Genomic DNA, 24,788 nt, shown 5'->3' on the forward strand with positions numbered 1-24,788 from the left:
GGTGGATCAGGAAATTTGAACAACACTTATAAGTGATATTTTGCTCCCCAAATGATGTTATAAACATCAATATATGGAGTATTTTATGGCACGTAGACCAAGAAGAAATCATTCAAATGATTTTAAAGCTAAGGTAGCACTTGCTGCGATTAAAGCAGAAAAAACACTTGCTGAATTGAGTGCTGAATTTGATGTTCATCAAAACCAAATTATCGACTGGAAAAATCAACTGATTTCAGCTTCCTCGCAAGCTTTCGATCAATCAAAAGCTCCAACAGAACCACCCATCGATCTAAAAAAACTACATGCAAAAATCGGTGAGCAGGCATTAGAAATTGATTTTTTAGAAGGTGTGTTGAAGAAACTGGGCCGCTTCAACCACAAAAGTTAATCGATGACTCACTTCAGATTTCAGTATCTAAGCAAGCTCAGCTGCTGAAAGTCTCCCGTGGTTGTTATTACTATCGCCCAAAACCTGTGAGTGCATCAGATCTGAAGCTGATGCGGTGTATGGATGAGTTACATATGCAATACCCTTTTGCAGGTAGCCGTATGATGCGTGATTTGTTGAATCGTCAAGGACATCATATAGGACGACGTCATACACGTACTTTAATGAAGAAAATGGGCATTAATGCGTTATATTGCAAACCAAATTTAAGCCAGGCTAATCAAGCTCACCGCAAATATCCATATCTGCTCAAAGGATTGGCTATTCAGCGCAGTAATCAAGTGTGGTCTACGGATATAACGTATATCCCTATGGCAAAAGGCTTTGTTTATTTATGTGCTGTGATTGATTGGCATAGCCGCAAGGTACTTGCGCATAGAGTATCGATTAGTATGGAGGTTACATTTTGCATAGAAACATTAAATGAAGCTATTGAAAAATATGGTCGACCTGAAATATTTAATACAGACCAAGGCAGTCAGTTTACCAGTGATGCATTTATTGATGTATTGAAATCAAATGACATCCAAATCAGCATGGATGGTAAAGGTCGATGGGTTGATAATGTGATGGTTGAACGATTATGGCGGAGCGTTAAATATGAAGAGGTGTATCTCAAAGCCTACAGCAATGTTTTGGATGCGAAGAAGCAATTAAACGCATATTTTGAATTTTATAATTTGAAACGACCTCATTCGAGTCTGGACAAAATGACTCCAGATGAGTTTTACTATGACCAGCTACCACAACAAAATAAGGTAGCTTAACTAGAGCAGAGTATCACTTATAAATAAGCTTTTAGTTGTTCAAACATGTGGGACCACCTCTGACTGTGACAAAATCAGGCTTTCGAGCTATCGGAACAACTCAAGGTGAGAAAAACTTTAACCTATCCATTCTTTGTAATGGTGGCGAGAATAACTCCGGTATACCTACAAGTAACACATTGAGTTTAAGCTTTGACTACAATTCCGATGCTGCAAACAGTCAGGTTATTAGTAATAGTGCTGCTGAATCAACTAAAGCGAACGGTGTTGGTGTAGAACTTCTATGGAATATGAATGGTGCAAATAGTACGATTCAAAAAGGAAATAAACTAGGTATTGGTACTATAGGCTCCAACCAAACAGTTCAATATGATGTGCCATTAACTGCACGTTACTACCAAACTGCTGCCAATGTAACGGCGGGAGAAGTCAAAGCTAATGCCACCGTCACGATTCAATATGATTAGAGGCAATTTCATTCTTTCTGACTACTGAATCTTAAGAAGAGGTAGTTAGATAAGTTGAAGAATAAAGTTATTTGACTAATTTTTAACTAATACTAAAAGAATCATTTTTTGATATAAATTATTTTTTAAATTTTACTAACAAATAAATTAAAAAAATGCTCATAAGCGAATAAAGCCAATGAGCATTAGTGATAACCACTTAACCTGAAATACAAATTGTGGGAAATAGATCACAATTTGCATGACTATAATTTCAAAATTTACCTTAAATATCAAGTCTTTTTTTTAACAAAAGTTTGATAAAACTATTTAACCAGTTAATTTTAAACAAAAATTAATTAAAAATAAAATTTAGAATCCCTATTCTACAGACTTTCTAAAGAATTATCATTCGATTAATTAAGAAAATATGAATTTTATAGAGATTAATGTGCAGTAAAATTAAAAAATCGTTTATGTAGAATGTTTGAGTTAAAGCCCTAACTTCAAATTATGTAATTCTCTAAACTATAAAGCTTTACATAACCTATAAGAAAAAAAACATAAACAAATCTGGAAATATTCTTCAATTACAGCCTAAATCCCAGTTTTTATTACAAAACAACATGCTTATTTTTTGGAAAATCTTTTGTATTTTATTATTAAGTTTAGGGGCTTTCGGAGTTGGTTTAGGTATTAGTCATTTAGATTTTTTCTTATTTTTTATTGGGATACTTTTTCTATTGTGTTTTTTTCTAGCCCTAAAGCAAGCGCGTGAAGATGCAGGGATTTTCCCGGATGAATAAAAATTTCTTTAATTTAATAGGTACATAAGGAAAAACAGAGTTAAACAAAATTTAAAATTAAACTCTAAATGGTTCAAAACAATTCAAAAGAAAATCCATCACCACTCTTACCACAGGACTACTCCTTAGATCTTCATGGATGACCAACCAAATTTCAGCGCTCATCGGGTCATTATCTGGTAATTTTATCAAATTGCCTTGTTGGCCTAAAAAGTCAGGTAGAACGGCTAAACCTACTCCGCCGCATGCAGCTCTCCATTGCAACTCAGGATGATTAGTAACCATGAGCGGGTCTTTATTATTCAATTTTTCTTTTAATTTTTGTTGTTTCTGTCCATGTACACCACCGACCTCCACACTAATCCACTCATAATTTTCTTGATTCGTTGAAGCCAAATAACTTGGAGTAGCATATATTCCAAAAGGGATTTCTCCGACTTTACGAGCAACTAAATATTCATCTTTAGGTCGCCCAAATCTTACGGCAATGTCAGCCTCTCTATGCTGCAAAGATACATAATGAACATCTCCAAGTACACGTAGTTTTAATTGTGGATAATGACGATAAAACTTTCCGAGATGAGGCATGATTAGATGAGCGGCGGTTAACGGAGGCATACTAATAGAAACAGTCCCCGTAACCTCCTGCTGTCCAGCCAGAGCAAGCCTCTCAATAGAAAACGTCTCTTCCATCATACGTGCCACTACTTGGGCAAGCTGCTCGCCTTCAGATGTTAAAACGTAAGTGCGGGGTCTACGATCAACTAATTTTAATTTTAAGCTCTGTTCTAACTGAGCAATTCTTCTTGCAACAGTGGCATGGTCAACCCTTAACTTTCTTGCCGCAGCTGAAAGTGATTTTTCTTCAGAAAAAACTGAAAAATAATGTAAATTTTCCCAATCTATCATTGTGCAAATTTTCACATCAGAGATGAATTAATATGGAATTGTACACCTTTAAGTGATTACTCAGAATAGAGACATTCTTTTTCGGAGCCCTATCATGAATAAAACGGTGGTTTATGCCTACACAGGTGTTGTAATAACGATGCTTTTTTGGGGCTCAGCATTTAATGCGATGTCTTATATTATCCAATCGATGCCTCCTCTTTCGGCAGCAGCTGAGCGTTTTACGCTTGCAAGCCTTGCTCTATTTATTATTTTTGCGGCCATGGGAAAATTACGTTGGGCTACTTTTCAGCAGAATTTATTTATCTATCTTATTATTGGAATTATAGGGATTGCTGGTTTTAATATAGGTTGTTTCTATGGCTTGCAAACAACATCAGCAGTCAATGGTGCCTTAATCATGGCAACCACACCATTGATCACTCTACTGCTAGCAATTTTACTTGATGGAGAAAAATTAACACTTCCTAAATTTATCGGAGTTGTATTTGGTTTAAGTGGTGTGCTTTTCGTTATTAGCCATGGGCATATTTCCACGTTACTTCATTTAAAAATAGCAATTGGTGACTTTTATATCTTACTTGGTGGGATCAGTTTTTGTTTAGCCAATGTGTTATCACGCCGGTATGTAAAAAATGCTACGCCTCTAGAAACTACAACGTTCTCTATGCTGTTCGGTGCTTTGACTCTAATCATATTAAGTCTAATTTTCGAGCACCCATTTAAAGCAGTTGTTATGGCGCCTATTACTGCACACTTAGCTATGGGATACGTCATTATTTGCTCTACTATGATTGCTTATTTATTTTGGTTTAATGGCATTCAAAAACTAGGCGCAGGTAGAGCATCAATCTTTTTTAACTTTGTTCCAGTTTTTAGTATGTTAGTTGCAATGTTAGCTGGTCAAACACTTAATATCTGGCAAATTATAGGGACTGCTTTAGTTATGCTAGGCGTGCTAAGTAGTAGCGGCTTTATTCAAATTAAACGCCGTCCTGCACTTATAACCAAGCCTTGTACTAAATAGTGATCACACAAATTCATCTTAATTATTGCGTTGTAACAAACAATGTATGTTTCTTTAAAACTTAACAAATGGCTGCCATATATAGTTTTAAAAACACAACAAGGAGAAATTAAGATGAATTTGGATTTTACAACAATCGAAAAACAGGCCCAATTGCTCAAAGAAGAGCAAGAGAAATTAGAACAGAAAGATCATGATTTTCAGTTAGCTTTAGACAAGCACCGAGAAGCATTAAAAGACTTATTTAAAGAACTGTTTCACGATCGAGAAATTAAAACAGAAAAAGGAGGTCAATTTTGTGTCATATTTGGTGATTTTAAAATTTCTTTATTGATTGAAACAGCCAAATTTGAAAATGGTGTGCCCGTTAAATTAAACTCTGTGAACCCAATTATCGTTAAATTTAAGAAAGATAAACCAGTTGCCAAAGCTCAATTTTCCGATGCGACGCAATATCTAGATAGTGCATTTCAAACACCGCATTATCAGTACTACTATAAGCACGATGATAAAACCCAATTAGTCCAATTTTCGGAGTTACCCGTATTTTTTCAAGCCATTCTTGATGCTGAAGTCTAATTATCTGCCCTCATTAGAGGGCTTTTTTTATAGATTTTATTTACCGCTCACTTTCTCATCTTTATAAAAACACTCACCTCACCAGTCTACTGTTCTCACCACATCTAAATTTATGAGTAAAAAAATTAAAGCAATGATTTACCGAAACCATTGCTTCTTTTTGAAATAGCTTGTATATACATGTTTATATTTGTTTGTACAAAATGGATTCTAATAAAAGAAAAGCTCTTAAAGGATAAGGAGAGTGTTATGGACTCATCAACTGGAACATCGAAAAGTGGGTTTGTTGAAAACCGAAGTATTGACTTTATTCCTGAAAATGAAAGGCATGGCAGTATATTCGCCCAATTTACACTTTGGTTTGGTGCCAATTTACAGATTACAGCTATTGTCACGGGTGCATTAGCTGTCGTATTAGGTGGTGATGTATTTTGGTCAATCATTGGCCTATTTATTGGACAATGCTTTGGTGCTGCTGTCATGGCTTTGCATGCAGCTCAGGGACCCAAACTTGGCCTTCCCCAAATGATTTCCAGTCGGGTTCAATTTGGAGTGTATGGTGCATGTATTCCCATTATTCTGGTTTGCCTCATGTATATTGGCTTTACCGCAACTGGTGAAGTACTCGCTGGTAAAGCAATTGCACACCTTGCACAGGTGAGTAATACAACAGGTATTTTAATCTATGCTTGTTTTATTATTTTATTTGCAACTATTGGCTATCGCTTAATTCACTGGGTAGGAAAAGTCGCAAGTGTCATAGGTTTAATAGCTTTTATTATTATCCTTACTCAAATTTTAGCTCTCTCGAATATTTCAGAATTGCTTGCTGTACGCCATTTTAGCTGGCCATCTTTTTTATTGGCAGTTTCTCTTTCTGCTTCTTGGCAAATTTCATTCGGACCTTATGTAGCAGATTATTCTCGTTATTTACCTACAAAGACCTCTTCAAATCAGGTGTTTTGGGCAGTTGGCCTTGGGTCTTTAGTCGGCTCACAAATTTCTATGACACTTGGTGTATTGATTGCTCAAGTATCAAATGGTGGTTTTGTCGGTAATGAAGTTCAGTATGTTGTAGGTATGAATCCAATCGCTCTTGTGATTACTTTCTTATATTTTAGTATTGCATTTGGAAAGGTCACTTTATCCACACTCAATGCTTATGGCAGTTTTATGTGTATAGCGACCATTTGGAACAGCTTTAAACCAACTGGACAGATTTCAAAACTGACCCGACTTGTTATTGTTCTTGCAATGGTTCTGATCTCGACATTTATTGCAGTTGTAGGTGAACACACCTTCTTAAGTGCATTCAAAGCTTTTATTTTATTTCTTCTGACATTTTTCATTCCTTGGAGTGCAATTAATTTAGTTGATTATTATTTTATTTCTAAAGAAGAATGTGATGTAGACGCACTATATGACCCAAATGGTAGATATGGGCGCTGGAACACCATTGGTATAGCTTGTTATTTTATTGGCATATTACTTCAACTGCCCTTTATCGATAGCAAATTTTACAAAGGCCAAATTGCCGAAATGTTAGGTGGAATTGATTTATCCTGGTTAGTTGGATTGTTATCGACTGCACTTTTATATTATGTGCTAGCAAAAAGAGCTCAAACAAAGGTTTCAAAAAATCTTGAGCTTGAACAAATCAAATAGTTTTGCAAGAGATATCAAAGTTAACTCAACAATACTTTGATATCTCTTTAAAATTTTCTTCTATTCTTGAACAGTATTTACCTGTGCAGAAGCAGGTAATCCGAATAATTTATCGAATGTCCAGTTAAATATAAATGTATAAATTGGAATGATAATAATAAAGGCAACATCTAACCAAAATGCCGCAACAAGAGAAATATCCATCCACCATGCAATCAGCGGAATTAAGAACATCACTAAAGTGATTTGGAAACCGATCGCATGCGCGATTCTACGTTTAACAGTGCGTGACTTATTCTCTTGTCGTGCTTCCCATTTTTCGTAAAGAATGTTGTAAATAAAATTCCATGTTACCGCAATTGTCGTAATCATGACTGAGAGCGGTCCCGTGTGCTCTACACTATCTCCGGCCAAAAGAGCTAAACCTACTGATGAAATCACCATTCCAATAATTTCATATGAGGACACATAAACAATACGACGCTTTAAACCTTGCATAACCAATCATCTTTTCTTACTTCTTTTTATTTTAGTTTCAGTTAAAATCACATATAAAGTTAACAGCTTTCAGTTTCACTGATATCAAAATGAATTTTAATAGCGAAAATATAGAGCTTTTCTTAAGTGTACTTGATACTGGATCTTTCTCGGCAGCGGCACGTAAGTTAAATCGAGTACCCTCCGCCGTGAGCATGGCTGTTGCCAATATTGAGGCAGAACTTGGTTACCTTTTGTTTGAACGTACTCACCGTAAAGTCATTCCTACTTCAGCGGCTTTAGCATTAGAGCCCCAAGCACGTATTATTGCTGAGCAGCTTAGGTTATTAAGTACCCATGCCTATGAGCTTTCGCTAGGACTTGAAAGTAAATTAAAAATTGGTGTTGTTTCAGATGCAAATACCAATTTACTTTTTAAAGCGATAAAAAAACTGGCTGATAAATTTCCCTTACTTAATGTAGAGATTATTACAGCCCCCCAAGACGATATTCTAAATTTGCTCTATACAGAAAATATTAACCTTTGTCTGGCAGGTTCTGATCTCAATATAAAAATGCGTGAAAGCTTACAATTAGTGATGAATGAAACTCTAGTTGCTACAATTTCTGTTCACCACCCACTTTTAAAACAAAATAATAAGTTAATCTCTATTGAAGAATTAATTAATGTTCGACAAATTGTAGTTGCAAGTAGTGAATTAAACATACAGGATTCACGTTCAATTGTTGGAGAAATGTACTGGAAAACCAATAGTTTACAGACCGCGATTAATATGGTTGAGGCTGGTTTAGGATGGGGAAATTTTCCTTTATCTTTGGTAAAAGAAAAAATTGAACAAGGACATTTAGTTCAACTAGATTTTAAAAATACAAAAAATCATTTACCTTTATCTATCTATCTCATCTGGCTCCAAGATAAACCATTATCAAAAGCAGCAAGAGAACTTGTTCAAATGATTCAAGCAAATTTATCTCATGCTGCTTATTAAAAACCGCCCTATAGGCGGTTTTTAGTGCTTATTTAGATTTATCAGCTTCAGCTTTATCATTCTTATGCTTATAACAATAGCCAAACATTGCACCTGCGCTGAAGAAAAACATTGCTTTTAACATGATGACACTCCTATGCCTCGTTTAGTGAAAATTAAACTTAGCATTTAGGTGTGTTTCACTTTGACTACTATTTAAATCAGTTTTGTTCATAATGAAAATTTACGTGTCAATCTTTTTCAATTTATTAAAAAAAACCAAAAAAACTATTTATTTGATTCTATTAGATTAATTTTTTAAGAGATTTAGACTTGAGTTATCAATTAAAACAAAGCAAAAAGCCTATTCATGGTGAATAGGCTTCTTACTGTATTTCAGGACTAAGCAATAATAATAATTATCAAAAATACTCCACTACTGTATAAATTCCAAGTGTTTTAGTCAAGTATAAAATTCATCAATTACAAATAGTTGTAGGAAGTGTGAAAGAATATTCATTCTGTGTTTTACTGATAAAACTTACTGTAAAGTTATACTGATTTTAGAACCGGTCGTAGTCTTATTTTTTAATTTGCGAACTTCAAAATTTTTATAGATTGATAGTAATAGATTTAATAAATTTATCTCTATATGAACCCAGAATAACTTGTTCTATTCTATTCATTCTATTACGCATATCTTGAAAGTGAACCACATTGTTAGATTCTAATATTTTCTCTTTGTCATCTGCCTTTCTAATAAATAGTGGTTTATCACTTAAGTTATCTTCAAAAAATTTAAATGTTCTCCGTAAATCTTGAAAAGTAAAAGAGATATTACACTGCCCTTCTATTTTTTTTCGGAATTTTGAAATATTAACAATATGGCCAGTTTTAGACTTCACAGATGGGAACACCCATTCTTCATTAATTTTCATTTTACGATTTTTCATTAGATGCCAAAGGAAATCACCCATATAAAGTTTATAGCGCTCATTATTATAAGTATTTATAAAGGAAAGACTTCCTTCATCTAAGTCTAGATCTTCCCAACGTAAGCTTTCACACTCATTTCTAAAAAGTCCTGTTAAAACAAGTGTTAATAAAAAGTCCTTATTTGTTTCATTTTCTTGGCCCCGACCTTCATATTCAATAATTGCGTGTACCCATTTTTCTAAATTTTCTCTATGAATATAGTTACTTCGACTTGAAACTGCTCGCCAACGTTGTTTTGAATTTAAAAAATTAACTGGGTTCATCGCAGATATGATGAGTTCTTTACTTCTGTCTTGATAATACTTAACCGAAAAACGATAAATAGCTCGAAGTACTCGCATAGATAAGTTCGCTTTGGCATAACTAATTTTAGATAATTGAATATACTTATCTTCAACCATCTGTTCAGTAATATCAGTAAGTTTAAGCTCCCTCCAATCCATTAAGTATTTTTCTATGACATCTCTATAATCAACTAGTGTTCTGTCTTTTAGTTTGTGTTGATTGATATATGCTTGAAAAGCTTCATCGAGACTAGGCTGGTTAATTTTCTTATCTAAATTATTTTTTAATATTTTATTATTTTTGCTAATTAAATAATTGTTTTCAGTTAAATCTTTTAACTTCCGCTGAGCAAGTATACGAGCTTCTTCAAGAGTAATTTTTTCGTAATCTCCTAATTTACAACGTATTGCTCTACCTTTTACTTTCTTTTCTACAATATAAGTTTTATATGAATTATTTACACGAATAGCAAAACCAATAATCTCACTATCTCTATAAATTGCTGGAATGAGTTTAAGTTGATCGATAAATGACTTAGTTAGCTTTACTCGTGAAGTGCTCATAAGCTAGAATCCCTAGCGCTTGTGATAATTAACAATATAGCAAAATATTTTTCAGGTCTACTGCACACCTACTTTTGAAAAATACTTGTGTTTAATAAAAAAATTGATTAGTATTGCAGGCACTGAAAAGCCTTGAGATTAAAAGCTTTTCTTATTTATAGGGCCTATAGCTCAGTTGGTTAGAGCAGCGGACTCATAATCCGTTGGTCCACAGTTCAAGTCTGTGTGGGCCCACCAAATACAAACCCCAAAAACTATAAGTTTTTGGGGTTCTTTAATTTTAGACATACAGTCCAATATCACTACATTATTCAAAAATTGTTCGATTAAACTTAAAAAAATCTTTTCCTATTTCCATATTTTTAAACGTTCCTTTTAATATTTTGATTATTATTAATTATTAACTTAATTATTTGATCTATTTTTAGGCTAAATTTTGTTGAGGCATTGATTTCGAGTTTTCCATTTGAACATCCCAAAACTTTTTCCATAAATCACAGTATTCGAGACATAAGTTTTCTAAACGAATATAGTCTTCTTCTGTACAAGCTTGCATCAAAATAAACCAAAGGTCTTCTTCATGGTCATCATCTGCTGCCTCAGCAGTTTTGTCTTCAGAGACGCCATGAACATGGTAATATCCACCACCCTCAACCTCTATACCAACAGCACTTGTTGCTCTACGTAAAGGTGGACTATATAAAATGACTTCTTCTTCAGCTACTGCCAATAAAGCTGAAACAGCTTTATAGTCGTTATAAGAGTTTTCTAAAAATTCTCTCACTTGATGTGCAATGCTGGTCGGTTTATAACTTCGGCGCTCTTCCTCTGTTACGCCAAAATCATTAAGCACATCTTCGAATAATGGATAATGGGCATATTCAGGGTTTCCCTGATAGTAACCATCTCGATCGGCTCCAGGACGGAATCCAAACTCATCAAATATATTCAGGCTTAAAAGAAAACGCGGGAACATCTTTGCACCGGCATGCAATCTCGGCTCTAACTGCTTAGTTTGATACTGAGCCATTAATAAAGCATCTGTAAATGTTTGTACGATTGCATGACGATACTCTAAATGAATACGCTTTAAATTTTCTTTATTAATTTCTCCGTTATTTAAAGTTTCAATTGCAGGATGATGAGATACAGGATGCTGCGCAATCTTCGCTCTTAATTGAGTTAAAAAGTTAAGATTTTTATCCCAAAGTTCAGCTGAAATGCTTTGTTTCATCCCTGCGAGTGCCTTTTTCCTAGGATTATTAAAGTTCTCAAATTTTTTAGGCATAATCCACTCTCGTTAAACTTATTAAAGTTCTTTGGTTTTCCATATTTTATTTTAAAAACAAAGAGTTATACCAAAAATAAAACTCCTTTTATCAAAAATCCATATTAGAATTAAAATCATACGAAATCAAATAGAATATTTAAAAAAAGTTAAAAATAATGTCTATTATTTTTATAATATTAACTTGAATCAAATTATGTTTTTGATTATGATCAAATTGATTAAAAATTTAAAATCTATGTAAAGTAATAATTAGTTTTAACTAAATGGAATAGTAATGTCAAAAAAAGAAGATATTATAAATACTGCTTTGGATCTTTTTAACCAAATTGGTTATAACGCTACAGGCGTAGATAAAATTATTGCTGAATCAAACGTCGCGAAGATGACTTTTTATAAATACTTTCCCTCTAAAGAAAGTTTAATTATGGAGTGTCTGCATCATCGAAATATTAATATACAAAATTCAATTTATGAAAAATTAAGTTTACATCCAGACGCCGGACCTCTTGAGAAAATACATCTCATTTTTAATTGGTACATTGACTGGATCAATAGTGAAAACTTTAACGGTTGCTTATTTAAGAAGGCATTTATTGAAGTATCTAAACAATACACTTCAATTCGTGAACCATTTCAAGAATATACAAATTGGCTTGTAAATTTACTTAATACTTTATTAGTAGAGTTAGATATTAAAGAACCTACACCGCTTACTCATATCATCATCTCGATTATAGATGGAATTATTATTGATGGAACCATTGATAAAGAATTGATTGATCCTGTAAAAAAATGGAGATATATCGAGTATTTAATTAAAACCGAGAATTCATAGTATTTTTAATATATAAAAAATTACTTTAAATTGATTTATTATATATTTTTCTATTACGGATTTAAAATATAATATTAATAAATATAAATTTTATTAAATATTTCAATTTAAAAATTAAAATAAATAAAGTTTAACATGTTGATAATTTTCTACCCTTTTAGACCAACTCATATTAGAATTCCGCAACCTTATTGTCTCCCACGTCTCTATGAAAAAGTTTTTAGGCAATTCTATCTTCAAAGCAGTTGGTTGGACCTATGATGTAGATCCTACAATTCTTGAAAAAAAACAAGTAATTATTGGGTTCGAGCACACTTCTAACCTTGATGCGATCTTATCAATCGCTCTGTTTCAAATATTAGATTTAAAAATTCATACGCTAATTAAAAAAGAGCTTTTTAAAGGCCCAATGAAGCCCATACTTGAAAATCTAGGCGGCATTCCGGTAGACCGTAAAGCAAGTAAAGATATTGTTTCTCAAATGGTCGAGAAATTTCAAAGTAATGATACCTTCAATCTAGTCGTTGCCCCTGAAGCAACTCGTGCAAAAGATGGATCTGAGCGCAAACCTATTCGTACAGGTTTCTGGCATATTGCAAAAGCTGCGAATGTTCCAATTGTACTGATGTATGCAAATGCAAGAACAAAGAAAGGTGGCATTTTAGGTAAAATTTACCCTTCAGATTTGCAAAAAGATCTTGAAACAATTAAAGAACTTTATGCGCAATATGATATTGATGTGAAGATTAGCTAATTTGTTCTGTAAGCGCTTTTAAGACTAATTTTTTACTTAAATTTAGGCCTTCTAATCGTTGCTAATTGGTTAACAAAACATAGGACAACAGTTTTCAAGAAAACCATGCCTATGATAATATTCTGTCACTTTTGCATTTTTTAATTTTTGGAGTTCACTTCCATGGCGGGTCATTCTAAATGGGCCAATATTAAGCATCGTAAAGCTAAACAAGATGCAAGTCGCGGTAAAGTTTTTACTAAATATATTCGTGAAATTGTGACTGCTGCCAGACTTGGTGGTGGAGATGCTGCTAGCAACCCTCGCCTTCGTGCTGTTGTCGAAAAAGCACTTTCAGTCAACATGACACGTGACACCATTAACCGTGCAATCCAACGCGGTGTGGGTGGTGAAGACAATGACGATTTAAAAGAAGTAACTTACGAAGGTTATGGCGTTGGTGGTGTTGCTGTCCTTATTGAAACAATGACAGATAACCTCAACCGTACAGTTCCAGATGTACGTCACTGTTTCAGTAAAACAAATGGTAACTTAGGAACTGCAGGTTCTGTATCTTATCTATTTACTAAACGTGGTGAAATTACTTTTGAAGATGTTTCTTTAGAAGACAAAATCATGGAAGTAGCTTTAGAAGCAGGTGCAGAAGATATTGAAGTTTCAGAAGATGAAATTTTAGTAATTACTTCACCAGAGACTTTTGGTGAAGTTCAAGATGCTCTGGCTGCCGCAGGTTTAAAATCTGATAATGCAGAAGTTGTGATGAGTCCATCAACAAAAGCTGAGATTACAGATATTGACCAAGCAAAACAAATTCTTAAAATGATTGATATGTTTGAAGATCTTGATGATGTACAAAACGTTTATACAAACGTTGAATTCTCGGAAGAAGTTTTAGCTCAATTAGATGCTTAAACCAAACATTGAAATTAAAAACGCACCAATTGGTGCGTTTTTTTATAATTTATTTAATAAGTTATAACAGTTAAATACATTGTACTCTTTGATGACAAAGCTCGAATGTAGAGCGACTACATTGTCAATTTTACCAATACGTCTTAATAAAATTTCGCTATAGTCATCCATATTGCGCGCCACTAATTCAAGAATGAAGTCAGCACTTTGACCCGTAACTAAAAATGCATTTGTAACTTCAGGAATGGCTTCAATTTCAGAAAGAAATTTATCGAAGGTTTCACTATCATGTTTACTCAAAGAGACTTGTAGCAAAATATGCAAAGTAAACCCTAGTTTGCTAAAGTTAATTTCTCTTTTAAGCTGCCCCATGATATTAGCTTCAATCAAATGCTTAATACGGCGATGGACAGAGCTAACTGAAAGATTAATCCGTTCTGAGAGCTCATTCAAATTCAGGTCTTCATGAGACAAAATTTCCAGAATTTGTTTATCAAAACGGTCAAGCTCCATCCTTTTCTCCAAATAGCATTTTATATAACTTAACAGTATATCCTAAAGCCAAGCCCACTTTAAAAATCAAACCCGATTAAAAGTAGGAATAAGCTTTACTTTAATATCTTGAATCAAGTCTGTGCCTGTTAACTGTGCAGTAGCATGGCATTTATAGCGCATTTGAAATCGCTATAGCGTTATATTTTTTCAATGTTTCACTTAGCACATCAGCAAAAGTATATCTTATTTCAAAAATCTCAAGCTTTATTTAATAAAATCAATAGTTTTAAAATTTTTAAAAAGTTGGCACTGTTTTTGTTATGCACATACGGGAAAACTTTATCCGATGTGGGGAATGCTTGTGAAAAATATCAAAACTTTAGTTCTAGCAATGACTACTATTAGCCTAACAGGTGTAGTTATGCCAGCCCATGCAGCTACTGACGCAGAAGTAGATGCTTTACGCAAAGAGGTTGGTGAGTTAAAACAACTTGTGCAGCAATTATCAAATCAGCAAAAAACAGCATCAGCAGTAAATACTCCAACAGTTTCAAAAACGACAACCGTAGCTAGCTCACCAGCTCCTCAGAGCAAACCAGGTTGGATGCAAATGCCTGATGGACAAACTCAAGTTAAGCTTTATGGAAATGTACGAGTAGATGCCACTTATGACTTTAAAGGTTCAAATGGAAGTATTTCAAATGCAGCCAACTATCCTTTAAACAAAGATGATCCAAGACAGGACTCGCTAAATGTATCTGCAGCAACCACACGTATTGGTTTAGATATCACCCGACCTACGCAATATGGCGATTTAACCGGAAAAATAGAAGCCGACTTTATGGGCGGTAATGGCGACAATGGTAGTGGAACTTTCCGGGTACGCCATGCCTATATGTCTTTAGGTAAATGGTTAGCAGGTCAAACCACTTCACCCTTTGTAAATACGGACACATCCCCAGAAACATTAGACTTTACTGGCGCAGTTGGTACAGGAACAACGCGTACAGTACAAGTTCGTTATACACAGCCTATTGATGCACAACAAAAAATATTATTTGCTTTAGAAGGTGGTGATATTGAAAAAGTAGGAAATATGGCGGGTGGAAGCCGCTTCCCTGCTCTAACCACTCGATATGATTTTAAAACTGCTGATAATAAAGGCTTATTACAACTTCATGGACTTGCTCATGAAAACCGAGTAGCACCTAAGGATAGTGCATCTGAAGAAAAATTTGGTTGGGGTGTCGGCATAGGTGGAAAATATGATATTACCCCTCAAGATAGTGTAGTTGCCAACTATTATCATGTTAAAGGTGATGGACGCTATTTGTCTTATAGCAACGCTGCCTATGTATATGACACGGCGGCTCAAGACATCCAATTAGGTGAATTTGATAGCGCAGTGATCGGCTATCAACGTAAATGGAATCCAATACTACGCTCTACTTTCGCAATTGGCGGAGTCCAATATAAAGATGACAACACATACGCAAATAGTAATTTGACTAATACCAGTTATAACAAGGAAATTTATAATGCACTAGTAAACCTAATCTGGAACCCTGTTAAGAATATTGACTTAGGTGCTGAATATACCTATGGCCAGCGCAAAACATTTGCAGATGATAAAGGCGATTACTCACGCATAAATTTATTAGCAAAATATAATTTCTAAAAACTTAGAAATAAAAAAGAGCCTTTATAGGCTCTTTTTTATTGTTGTATTTAATGCATTGCCTGAATTTTCTGCAAGAAAAGTTTAGCACGCTCATGACGAGCTTCTAAATTATCAAAAAATTCATTGGTTGGACAATCTTCAAGAATTTTACCTTCATCCATGAAAATTAAACGGTTAGATACGCGTTTAGCAAAGCCCATTTCATGGGTAACACACATCATGGTCATACCTTCATGAGCAAGTTGCACCATAACTTCAAGAACTTCACCTACCATTTCAGGGTCGAGTGCCGAAGTAGGTTCATCAAACAACATACAGACTGGGTCCATCGATAATCCGCGAGCAATTGCAACACGTTGCTGCTGCCCACCAGAGAGTTGACCTGGAAATTTATCTTTATGAGCAAGTAACCCAACGCGTTCTAAATACTTAAGTCCCTTTTCACGCGCTTCAGCAACTGAACGTTTTAACACCTTCACTTGAGCAATGGTTAAATTTTCTAAAACAGTCATGTGCGGAAAAAGCTCAAAATGCTGGAACACCATTCCTACACGAGAACGAAATTTCGCCAGATCAGTTTTTGGATCTTTTAATGAAACCCCGTCAACAATAATGTCACCTTGCTGAAATGGTTCTAAAGCATTTACAGTTTTAATGAGCGTTGATTTTCCTGAACCAGATGGTCCACAAACAACAACGACATCACCTTTTTCAATACTCGTCGTGCAATCTGTTAAAACCTGAAAATCACCATACCATTTAGAGATATGTTGGATGTCTATCATTGGCATTTAAAATCTCCAATTAGCGAATGATGGCAATTTTTTTCTGCAAACGTTTGACTAGTTGCGATAGCACAAACGAGCTACAGAAATACACCACAGCGACGATTAAGTAGAATGTTGCTTTCGTTTCAGGACCATAGGTATTAGCCAATGTATCTGCACGGCCTAAGAAGTCTGGTGCACTAATCACATAAACTAATGACACATCCTGAAAGAGAATAATAGTTTGAGTGAGTAATACTGGGAGCATATTACGGAAGGCCTGCGGTAACACCACATAACGCATAGATTGCCCATAGGTAAACCCTAAAGCGTAGCCTGCATTGACCTGACCTTTTGAAATAGACTGAATACCCGAACGTACAATTTCCGAGAAAAATGCAGCTTCAAAAATAGCAAAGGTCACTACACTCGAAAATAATGGCCCCCAATAAGTATCTGATTGAAACTCAAATATTTTCGGCAACAAAAAATAGAAAATAAAGATGACCTGAATTAATGGGATACCACGAAACAGATCGACATAAAATTTCGCAAAGTTACTTGCAATGGTGCTGTTAGATAAACGCATCATTGCTAATGGAGTTCCTATCAGGATCCCCCCCATCATCGCAAGCACCGTTACCGTAAGCGTGAAGATAAAACCTTCTTTTAATGCAGCAATAACATCAGGGTTATGTAGTAGAGAAAAATCCATATTTATTTTCCTCCCGAACCTAAACCAGGTACAGCCATGCGCTTTTCAATCCATGCCATCACAAATTTAATGGTGTAGGTAATGATTAAATAAACCGGCGTAGACAGAATAAGAATAATAATGTCCTGAGAAGTTTCTTCTCGCATGGTTTTGGTATAAGCGAAGAAGTTCAAAACGCTTAGAGCATATAGAACTGCCGAGTTCTTGAAGACGTTCATTGCTTCTGAAGTAATAGTTGGCCATACCGTACGGTATGCAACTGGTAGAATCACATAACGGTAACTTTGCGCTATTGTGAAACCCATTGCAGACGCTGCAAATTTTTGTCCGCTAGAAACCGTGTTAATCCCCGCTCTTACATGCTCAGAAACACGTGCTGCGGTATATAGACCCAAAGCAAAAACACCAATAACAGCAGGATGATGATTTAAAATATTTTTCCACCAACCACCTGCTACGACATCCCCACTTCCGGCACTTAAACTATCTGGTAAGAACTCTGGGAATACAAAAGCCCAGAAGAATAACTGTACAATTAAAGGAATATTACGGAATATTTCGACATAACAGTTGCCGATAAAAGCAAGCGGTTTATTGGGTAAAGTACGAATTACCCCGAGGAGAGAACCTAATAAAAATGCGATAAGAAAGGCTACAACGGCAGTCCATACCATAGTAAAGACACCAGAACCTAACATTTGTAACCATGTGGGCGCCTCAGAATAGGCATTGTAGCTAGAGCTACCAATGACTTTACAAACTGATTCTGCCCATGCGGCTTTATCGACACCATATTCATTAGACTCCGCACAGAATATAGTCCAGTTTAGCGAGCCGACTGACATGTTTGCCCCTTAAATGAATATCTTAGAAAATAGACCACTTGTGCAAATGAAGTTTTACACTTGCACAAGTAAATTTAGGACAAAAGGATCTGGTTAGATTCCTGCATCTGTTGGGTGAGCTTTAAGTTTTTGTAAGATGAACTTGGTTGCATGTTCAAATTAGTATTTTTTGGTGGGATTGGTGATAAGAACCATTTCTTATATAAAGCGTCCATTTGACCAGTTTTCCATAAATTATTTACGGTACGGTCAGCAATTGCTTTAAATTTTGGATCATCTTTTGCAATCATGATGCCATAAGGTTCTGATGAAAGTACTGGCCCTACAATTGCGAATGCTTTTGGTGTAGATGACTTGGCAATTAGACCAGCTAAGATATTGTCATCCATTACAAATGCTGCGGCACGACCAGATGCCATCATGGCAAATGAGTCAGAATGGTCTTTACCATAAATGTTTTGTACATTAAGTGACTGACCTTTTTCATTCATTTTAATGTACTTGTCTGATGTTGTACCTTGAGTCGTAACAACCGCTTTACCATTTAAATCAGCTAGACTCTTAATACCAGAGTTGGCTTTAACAGCCATACGCACTTCTGTTGCATAGTAGTTCGTTGAAAAACCAACTTGCTGCTGACGCTGTTTAGAGTTTGTAGTGGTACCACATTCCATATCAATATTGCCGGCTAAAAGCTCAGGAATACGTGTTGATGAAGTGACTGCCTTGTATTCAACTTTTAAACCAGGCATTTTCAATTCTTTTTTAATATCATTTGCGAACTGGTTACAAATGTCGACTGCATAACCTACCGGTTTACCTCCAACAACGTATGAAATTGGGTCGGATGATTCTCGGTGACCAATAACGATTTTTCCAGTACTTTTAATTTTAGCTAATGTATCTGCTGCCTGAATTTGAGAAGTAGCACCAACCGTACAAAGCATAACTGTTGAAACAATGAGAGAGGTTGCAGAACGTTTCATAAGAACTCCTTGATGATCATTCTCTCTATTTGTCTACAGAATCATTCTTATAGAGAAATAGAGCGATTTATTATTAAATTGCAATTATCGAGCCAACTTTTCCAAGCAGGACTCCATCCATTTGCTTCACTTATTATTCATCTGTTTCGCAGAATTAATACCTTTAAAACTGCTCACATGTTTCTACTTTAATCTAAGTTTTAATCTTCTGTCTATTATTAAGCTCATCTATTTACACTTAAATGTGGCAATTATTGATTACAATGTAAACACATGCACAATAAAGTGGCTTAAATTTTTCTAAAAACTGTTTTTAGAAAAAGATTACTATCTTGATAAAAAGAAAAATTAAACTTATTAAACAGTTAGGTTGAAGCAAATTATTTTTCTAAAAAAGAAGATAAAGCATCAAAATAATATTTATAAATGTTTTAATAAAATCCATTTATAAAATTGATAGTAATATTTTTACAATTAAAATGTTTTTAGAAATATGTCAAAAAAGGCCCGATTTATTTCGAGCCTTTTTATAAAACCTATAGATTAAATGCCTCGCCAATCAACGCGTGCATTTCTTTCAGTTTGATAAATTCTTAAAACATATTGTCCAAGCGGCAAATCAAGTAAACTTTTTTGATAATTACTCCACTCTGGCGACACCTCTTCATCCTCTTCGGGTTCCCATGGCGTACCTTTTATTTCTAATAAAGGTGCAAGCATAGAACACACCGAAATATCAGCGAGACTCAAGCGGTCTCCAACCATATAACGTGCTTGGTTTTCAATGAGGTACTGATTCAACTCACTGATGAGTTCATCCATACGCTCTTTTGACTGGCTCACCACTTCCCCTTCAAGCTTATAGTTCTTCTTTACTAAAGTCTTGAGGAAAGGTTTTGATATTTTTTCAAACTGGCGCAAGTAACCTTGTTCACCCATCATAATCTCTAGAGCATGGTCGCCGTGGGCTAAAGTATGGGCAAGTGCCCAACGACGTACATGTACACCCAGTTCATCTGCCAAACTATCAATCTTAAGTGTTTGCTGCCTAAGTTGCTCATCACGGCGTAAAAGTGCATGTTCTGGATAAGTATCATCCAGATAAAGCGCAATTTTAGTTGATTCAGCAATCCAGCGATGGTCATCTTTCAAAATCGGCAATAAGTTTTGCCCTGTTTTGAGTTGTGCAAAAGCACGATGAAAGCCAGGAATCAAATTATGTGCAACGTAATCAAGTTCTTTATGGTCTAACAACCAGCGAGCTTTTTCACAATAATGAGATAAAGGAAACTGATACAAAACCCGCATAAAATCTCCACGTTTATTTTTATTTGACTATTCGTACAAAAATCGTCTTCGGTAAATAGATACTTTAGAAGCTATTTTTAATGAAAACAATGGATATTGTGCTCATTTTTCACTGACAGTTAGGTCTATATTTTTTATATCTTTTTTTACCGTACTTATAGCTCTTTTTCATATTAAAAAGGCTTTAGTAATTCATTTTGCAAATAAGAATTATAATTCTTTGATTTTTAATATTTTTCTATATCTCTATTTATCTATTAAAAATCAAAAAAAGTGCTTTGCATTTTTATTCATAAGCTGAGCATAAGTCCTCGTTTAGTGGAAAAATATTTCTTTTGTAAGGTAATGACAGCAATACAAGGTGTCATTATGTCTAATTCTCTATCTAAAACGACGGCATACGTCCAAGTCATTCAAAATGATCAACAAGCGATTAATGCTGCTTATCAAGTGGCTGATTTTGCTTTAGAGGGTCGTAATACACGTGATCAACAACGCCAACTTCCTTATGAGCAAATTGAAAGTTTTAGCCAAAAAGGTTTAGGTGGAATTCGCATTGCAAAAAAATATGGCGGTGCATTTGTTTCCAATAAAACACTGGCACAAGTTTTCCGTATTTTAAGTAAAGGCGATGCAAATGTTGGTCAAATTCCACAAAATCAGATTAGCCTGTTGAACCTGATTGAAATCATGGGTACAGAACAACAAAAACAATTTATCTTTTCAGAAATATTAGCTGGTAAACGTCTTGCCAACGGTGGTCCAGAGCGTAATACACATGACTCAAAAACACTAAAAACTACCCTTACCATTGAAAACGATAAATACATTTTAAACGGCGAAAAATTTTATTCGACTGGAACAAGTTTTGCGCATTGGCTCGCAATTAAAGCGGTTCATCCCGAAGGTCATGTTGTTTTAGTGATTGTTAACCGAGATGCTCAAGGCATTGAAGTGATTAATGACTGGAATGGGTTTGGTCAGCGTACTACAGCGAGTGGTACGGTTAAATTAAATCAAGTTGAAGTTAATCCTGAACTTATTTTTGATGAACGCTTATTAACACAAACTCCAACCTATCGCGGTGCGTATTCACAGCTATTACAAGTGGCAATTGATGTCGGTATTGCGGAAGCTGCTTTTGAAGATACTTTATCGACTATACACAAAGCACGCCCAATTATTGATGCAAATGTTGAAAAAGCCAGCTTTGAACATTACACACTACAAGAAGTGGGTAAGTTAAATATTTTACTCGACGCAGCAATTTTACTGCTTGATGAAGCTGCTGAATATTTAGATAAACTTGACCAACTTGAAAATGTGACTGATGAACAAGTAGCTAAAGCTTCAATTTTGGTTGCTGAAGCAAAAGTCTACGCCAATGATGCAGCTCTACAAATCTCTGAAAAACTACTAGAGCTAGGTGGTAGCCGTTCGAGCTTAAGCCAACACAATTTAGATCAACATTGGCGAAATGCCCGTGTACATACCTTACACGACCCTGTTCGCTGGAAATTACATTCCATTGGCAATTATTACCTTAATGGTCATTTCCCTGCCCGCCATGCCTGGATTTAAGGAGCAATTGTCATGACTTCATATCAATCGGTTCAAACCAAACAAACATCGGCATCTGGTCAAGCACATATTATTCAAACTGATGCGGAAGCATTAGAAATTGCAAAACAGTTTGCCGAACAATTTAAAAAAACCGCAGTTGAGCGAGACGCTAAACGAATTTTACCGTATACCGAAATTGATGCATTGAGCCAGTCTGGACTTTGGGCAATTACAGTACCCAAGCAATATGGAGGTGCGGAAGTTTCAAGCCATACCGTTGCCAAAGTAATTGCGCTTTTAAGTAGTGCCGATGGTTCAATCGGACAAATTCCACAAAACCATTTCTATGCATTAGAAGTGTTACGTAATACGGGCACAGAAGCTCAGAAACAACGTTTATATGGCGAAGTGCTAAATGGCACTCGCTTTGGTAATGCACTTGCTGAGTTTAAAACCAAAACTTCAACTCATAAACAAACCAATATTCGTCCGCATGAAAATGGCTACCTGATTCAAGGAGAAAAGTTTTACTGCACAGGAAGTTTATTTGCTCACCGTATTCCAACCTTAGTTTTAGATGATGCAGGTCGAGAGTATCTGGCATTTGTAAAAAGTGGTTCACAAGGATTAAAACTTGTTGATGACTGGTCTGGCTTTGGACAAAAAACCACAGGCAGCGGAACGGTTAAATTTGATCAGGTTTTTGTCGATGCAGATGATGTCATTCCTTTTGATACTGCATTTTTACAACCAACCTTAGTCGGTCCTTTTGCCCAAATCATGCATGCATCGATTGAGGTAGGTATTGCACGTGCGGCCTTTGAAGAAAGTTTGCAAAGAGTGCATCAGGCCCGCCCCTGGATTGATTCAAATGTAGAAACTGCAAACCAAGATCCTTTAACGATTTATGAATTAGGACGCATTGCGGTAGATGTACGAGCTAGTGAAGTGTTATTAAAACAGGCAGCTCAATCAATTGATGCCGCAAAAATTGAAACCACACCTGAAAGCATTGCTAAAGCATCCATCGATGTTGCCAAAGTACGTGCTCATAGTACTGATATCGCACTCAAAGCATCGTCTAAACTGATTGAACTTGCAGGAAGTCGTGGCAGTCAGTCACAGGATGGTCTAGACCGTTTCTGGCGCAATGCGCGCGTACATACGTTGCATGATGCTGCACGATGGAAATATTACTTTATTGGGAACTATGTTCTTAACGGTGTTCTACCACCTCGTCGGGGGACATTGTAATGGCAGACTTTAAAGCAAAAGAAATTCTACTAAATGCCTTTGACATGAACTGTGTTGGTCATATCAATCATGGCTTATGGACACATCCACGTGATGAATCACATCGTTTTAACGAATTGAACTACTGGACAGAACAAGCCAAAACCCTAGAAAGTGGTTTATTTGACGGTTTGTTTATCGCCGATATTACAGGTGTGTATGACGTCTATCAAAATGGTATTGATTTGACTTTAAGAGAGTCCATTCAGCTTCCGAGCCATGACCCATCTACACTTATTTCAGCTATGGCGGCAGTCACTCAAAACTTAAGTTTTGGGGTCACTGTGAACTTAAGCTATGAACATCCATATCAATTTGCCCGCCGCTTTGCGAGTCTCGACCATTTAACTCAAGGTCGTATTGGCTGGAATATCGTGACAGGTTATTTAGATAGTGCTGAACGCTTAATTGGTCAAAAAGGTTTAAAAGACCATGATGCTCGCTATGAACAAGCCGAAGAATTTTTAGAGCTCTGTTATAAATATTGGGAAGGGTCATGGGAAAACGACGCAGTTAAGAAAGATAAAGCACGGCGTGTTTTTACAGACCCATCTAAGGTGCATACCATTCACCACCATGGAAAGTATTACCAGAGTGAAGGTGTGTTTCAGGTGTCTCCTTCTGTACAACGCACTCCAACCCTATTTCAAGCAGGTGCTTCACCTAAAGGTATGCAGTTTGCGACTCGTCATGCTGAGTGTGTATTTATTGGCGGCGACAAACCGGAAAAAATACGCGAACAAGTAAAAAAGATTCGTGCTCTTGCCGAACAGCAAGGACGTGCAGCAGATGACATTAAAGTCTTTGTCGGTATAACCGTTGTTGTTGCCGACACACATGATCTGGCTGTACAAAAACTTAATGAATATCGTCAGTATGCCAGCCCTGAGGCAGGCTTAGCGCATTATGCGAGTTCAACAGGCATTGACTTAAGTAAATTTGCTGACGATGAAGCGATTCCTTACCAAAAAAGTAACAGCATTGTTTCGATTACCGAAAAATTTAAAGAACAGCAAATCACAAAAAATGACTTAAAAGCTCAACATGTTTTAGGCGGCCGTTATCCCCTCATCGTGGGTAGTGGTGAAGAAGTTGCTGAATACTTAATTCATCTTTTAGATGAGACCGATATTGATGGCTTTAATTTGACACGTACAGTTGCGCCTGAGTCTCACCACGACTTTATTCGCTTGGTCATTCCTGAGCTACAACAGCGTGGTCGCTATAAAACTGCATATAAAACGGGTTCATTACGGAACAAAATTTTTAATCGGGGTGATCAATTACCAGAACACCACCCTGTTCAAGCGTTCCGATGTAGTCCCTATAACAACAGCAAAAACTTAACAACAATTGAAGAAATAACTGCTTAAATTTGGAGAT

Annotated in this window: 22 protein-coding genes, 1 tRNA gene and 2 pseudogenes; 15 read left to right on the forward strand and 10 right to left on the reverse strand. The window is 35.7% G+C overall.

The window, feature by feature from the left end:
• Positions 1-73 precede the first annotated feature (73 nt).
• The 3 genes and pseudogenes from J576_RS19940 (at position 74) to J576_RS19950 (ending at position 2,470) form a co-directional block, all read left to right on the forward strand.
• Positions 74-1,218, forward strand: a protein-coding gene (locus J576_RS19940) for an IS3 family transposase (protein WP_085944219.1) whose coding sequence is annotated in 2 segments (ribosomal slippage) — positions 74-338 and positions 338-1,218 — 1,146 coding nt in all. Because the reading frame shifts where the segments join, the coding sequence is not laid out codon by codon here.
• Between the two features lie 62 nt (positions 1,219-1,280).
• Positions 1,281-1,685, forward strand: a pseudogene (locus J576_RS17755) (fimbrial protein); the annotation flags it as partial.
• Positions 1,686-2,290: 605 nt separating this feature from the next.
• Positions 2,291-2,470, forward strand: coding sequence for a hypothetical protein (locus J576_RS19950; protein WP_002049890.1), 180 nt, complete (start codon positions 2,291-2,293; stop codon positions 2,468-2,470).
• A 57-nt stretch (positions 2,471-2,527) separates the two neighbouring features.
• Here the strand turns inward: J576_RS19950 and J576_RS17765 are convergent, their stop codons facing one another.
• Complete coding sequence (locus tag J576_RS17765) at positions 2,528-3,379, reverse strand: LysR family transcriptional regulator (RefSeq protein WP_002050142.1); 852 nt, start codon at positions 3,377-3,379, stop codon at positions 2,528-2,530.
• A gap of 94 nt (positions 3,380-3,473) precedes the next feature.
• On the opposite strand from J576_RS17765, the gene J576_RS17770 reads away from it, so the two are divergent.
• From J576_RS17770 to J576_RS17780, 3 genes are all read left to right on the forward strand, one after another.
• Positions 3,474-4,406, forward strand: coding sequence for a DMT family transporter (locus J576_RS17770; protein WP_002050245.1), 933 nt, complete (start codon positions 3,474-3,476; stop codon positions 4,404-4,406).
• Positions 4,407-4,520: 114 nt separating this feature from the next.
• A complete protein-coding gene (locus J576_RS17775; RefSeq protein WP_002049801.1) occupies positions 4,521-4,985 on the forward strand; it encodes a hypothetical protein in 465 nt (154 codons plus the stop codon).
• Positions 4,986-5,234: 249 nt separating this feature from the next.
• Positions 5,235-6,650, forward strand: coding sequence for a purine-cytosine permease family protein (locus tag J576_RS17780; RefSeq protein WP_002049936.1), 1,416 nt, complete (start codon positions 5,235-5,237; stop codon positions 6,648-6,650).
• Between the two features lie 60 nt (positions 6,651-6,710).
• Here the strand turns inward: J576_RS17780 and J576_RS17785 are convergent, their stop codons facing one another.
• The gene (locus tag J576_RS17785) at positions 6,711-7,148 is read right to left on the reverse strand and encodes a PACE efflux transporter (RefSeq protein ID WP_002050023.1); all 438 of its coding nucleotides are present in this window, start codon (positions 7,146-7,148) and stop codon (positions 6,711-6,713) included.
• An 89-nt stretch (positions 7,149-7,237) separates the two neighbouring features.
• On the opposite strand from J576_RS17785, the gene J576_RS17790 reads away from it, so the two are divergent.
• The gene (locus J576_RS17790; protein ID WP_002050184.1) at positions 7,238-8,137 is read left to right on the forward strand and encodes a LysR family transcriptional regulator; all 900 of its coding nucleotides are present in this window, start codon (positions 7,238-7,240) and stop codon (positions 8,135-8,137) included.
• A gap of 590 nt (positions 8,138-8,727) precedes the next feature.
• On the opposite strand, the gene J576_RS17795 is transcribed toward J576_RS17790, so the two are convergent.
• A complete protein-coding gene (locus J576_RS17795; RefSeq protein ID WP_002050248.1) occupies positions 8,728-9,960 on the reverse strand; it encodes a site-specific integrase in 1,233 nt (410 codons plus the stop codon).
• Positions 9,961-10,120: 160 nt separating this feature from the next.
• On the opposite strand from J576_RS17795, the gene J576_RS17800 reads away from it, so the two are divergent.
• Positions 10,121-10,197 (forward strand) — tRNA-Ile (locus J576_RS17800).
• 187 nt (positions 10,198-10,384) lie between these two features.
• On the opposite strand, the gene J576_RS17805 is transcribed toward J576_RS17800, so the two are convergent.
• On the reverse strand, positions 10,385-11,248 hold the full coding sequence (locus J576_RS17805; RefSeq protein ID WP_004887549.1) for a heme oxygenase-like domain-containing protein: 864 nt from the start codon (positions 11,246-11,248) through the stop codon (positions 10,385-10,387).
• Between the two features lie 277 nt (positions 11,249-11,525).
• On the opposite strand from J576_RS17805, the gene J576_RS17810 reads away from it, so the two are divergent.
• The 3 genes from J576_RS17810 to J576_RS17820 all read left to right on the forward strand — a co-directional run bounded on the left by J576_RS17810 (position 11,526) and on the right by J576_RS17820 (position 13,752).
• Positions 11,526-12,086: a TetR/AcrR family transcriptional regulator gene (locus J576_RS17810; protein WP_002049962.1), complete on the forward strand. Its 561-nt coding sequence runs from the start codon at positions 11,526-11,528 to the stop codon at positions 12,084-12,086.
• Between the two features lie 208 nt (positions 12,087-12,294).
• The gene (locus J576_RS17815; RefSeq protein WP_002049823.1) at positions 12,295-12,840 is read left to right on the forward strand and encodes a 1-acyl-sn-glycerol-3-phosphate acyltransferase; all 546 of its coding nucleotides are present in this window, start codon (positions 12,295-12,297) and stop codon (positions 12,838-12,840) included.
• 162 nt (positions 12,841-13,002) lie between these two features.
• On the forward strand, positions 13,003-13,752 hold the full coding sequence (locus J576_RS17820; RefSeq protein WP_002050219.1) for a YebC/PmpR family DNA-binding transcriptional regulator: 750 nt from the start codon (positions 13,003-13,005) through the stop codon (positions 13,750-13,752).
• Between the two features lie 42 nt (positions 13,753-13,794).
• Here the strand turns inward: J576_RS17820 and J576_RS17825 are convergent, their stop codons facing one another.
• The gene (locus J576_RS17825) at positions 13,795-14,265 is read right to left on the reverse strand and encodes an Lrp/AsnC family transcriptional regulator (protein WP_002050132.1); all 471 of its coding nucleotides are present in this window, start codon (positions 14,263-14,265) and stop codon (positions 13,795-13,797) included.
• A gap of 343 nt (positions 14,266-14,608) precedes the next feature.
• On the opposite strand from J576_RS17825, the gene J576_RS17830 reads away from it, so the two are divergent.
• Positions 14,609-15,925 carry a DcaP family trimeric outer membrane transporter gene (locus J576_RS17830; RefSeq protein ID WP_194166195.1) on the forward strand — a complete coding sequence of 439 codons (1,317 nt, stop codon included), beginning with the start codon at positions 14,609-14,611 and terminating at the stop codon, positions 15,923-15,925.
• A gap of 50 nt (positions 15,926-15,975) precedes the next feature.
• Here the strand turns inward: J576_RS17830 and J576_RS17835 are convergent, their stop codons facing one another.
• From J576_RS17835 to J576_RS17855, 5 genes and pseudogenes are all read right to left on the reverse strand, one after another.
• Positions 15,976-16,719, reverse strand: a complete 744-nt coding sequence (locus tag J576_RS17835) for an amino acid ABC transporter ATP-binding protein (protein ID WP_002049786.1) — start codon at positions 16,717-16,719, stop codon at positions 15,976-15,978.
• A gap of 13 nt (positions 16,720-16,732) precedes the next feature.
• Positions 16,733-17,410, reverse strand: coding sequence for an amino acid ABC transporter permease (locus J576_RS17840; protein WP_002049960.1), 678 nt, complete (start codon positions 17,408-17,410; stop codon positions 16,733-16,735).
• A 2-nt stretch (positions 17,411-17,412) separates the two neighbouring features.
• Positions 17,413-18,255, reverse strand: coding sequence for an amino acid ABC transporter permease (locus tag J576_RS17845; protein WP_002049882.1), 843 nt, complete (start codon positions 18,253-18,255; stop codon positions 17,413-17,415).
• 93 nt (positions 18,256-18,348) lie between these two features.
• Positions 18,349-19,241 (reverse strand): annotated as a pseudogene (locus J576_RS17850) (amino acid ABC transporter substrate-binding protein).
• 543 nt (positions 19,242-19,784) lie between these two features.
• A complete protein-coding gene (locus J576_RS17855) occupies positions 19,785-20,549 on the reverse strand; it encodes a glutathione S-transferase family protein (RefSeq protein WP_002050156.1) in 765 nt (254 codons plus the stop codon).
• 345 nt (positions 20,550-20,894) lie between these two features.
• Here J576_RS17855 and J576_RS17860 point away from each other — a divergent pair, with 345 nt between their 5' ends.
• From J576_RS17860 to J576_RS17870, 3 genes are read left to right on the forward strand one after another with little or no spacing between them, the layout of a single operon-like run.
• Positions 20,895-22,130, forward strand: a complete 1,236-nt coding sequence (locus J576_RS17860; RefSeq protein ID WP_081400925.1) for an SfnB family sulfur acquisition oxidoreductase — start codon at positions 20,895-20,897, stop codon at positions 22,128-22,130.
• Between the two features lie 12 nt (positions 22,131-22,142).
• On the forward strand, positions 22,143-23,366 hold the full coding sequence (locus tag J576_RS17865) for an SfnB family sulfur acquisition oxidoreductase (protein WP_002049998.1): 1,224 nt from the start codon (positions 22,143-22,145) through the stop codon (positions 23,364-23,366).
• Positions 23,366-24,778, forward strand: a complete 1,413-nt coding sequence (locus J576_RS17870; RefSeq protein ID WP_002050120.1) for an LLM class flavin-dependent oxidoreductase — start codon at positions 23,366-23,368, stop codon at positions 24,776-24,778. Before J576_RS17865 ends, J576_RS17870 begins: the two co-directional genes overlap by 1 nt.
• Positions 24,779-24,788: the final 10 nt, after the last annotated feature.

It is taken from the genome of Acinetobacter sp. 766875, assembly GCF_000582055.1.
GTDB classification, from domain to species: domain Bacteria; phylum Pseudomonadota; class Gammaproteobacteria; order Pseudomonadales; family Moraxellaceae; genus Acinetobacter; species Acinetobacter nosocomialis.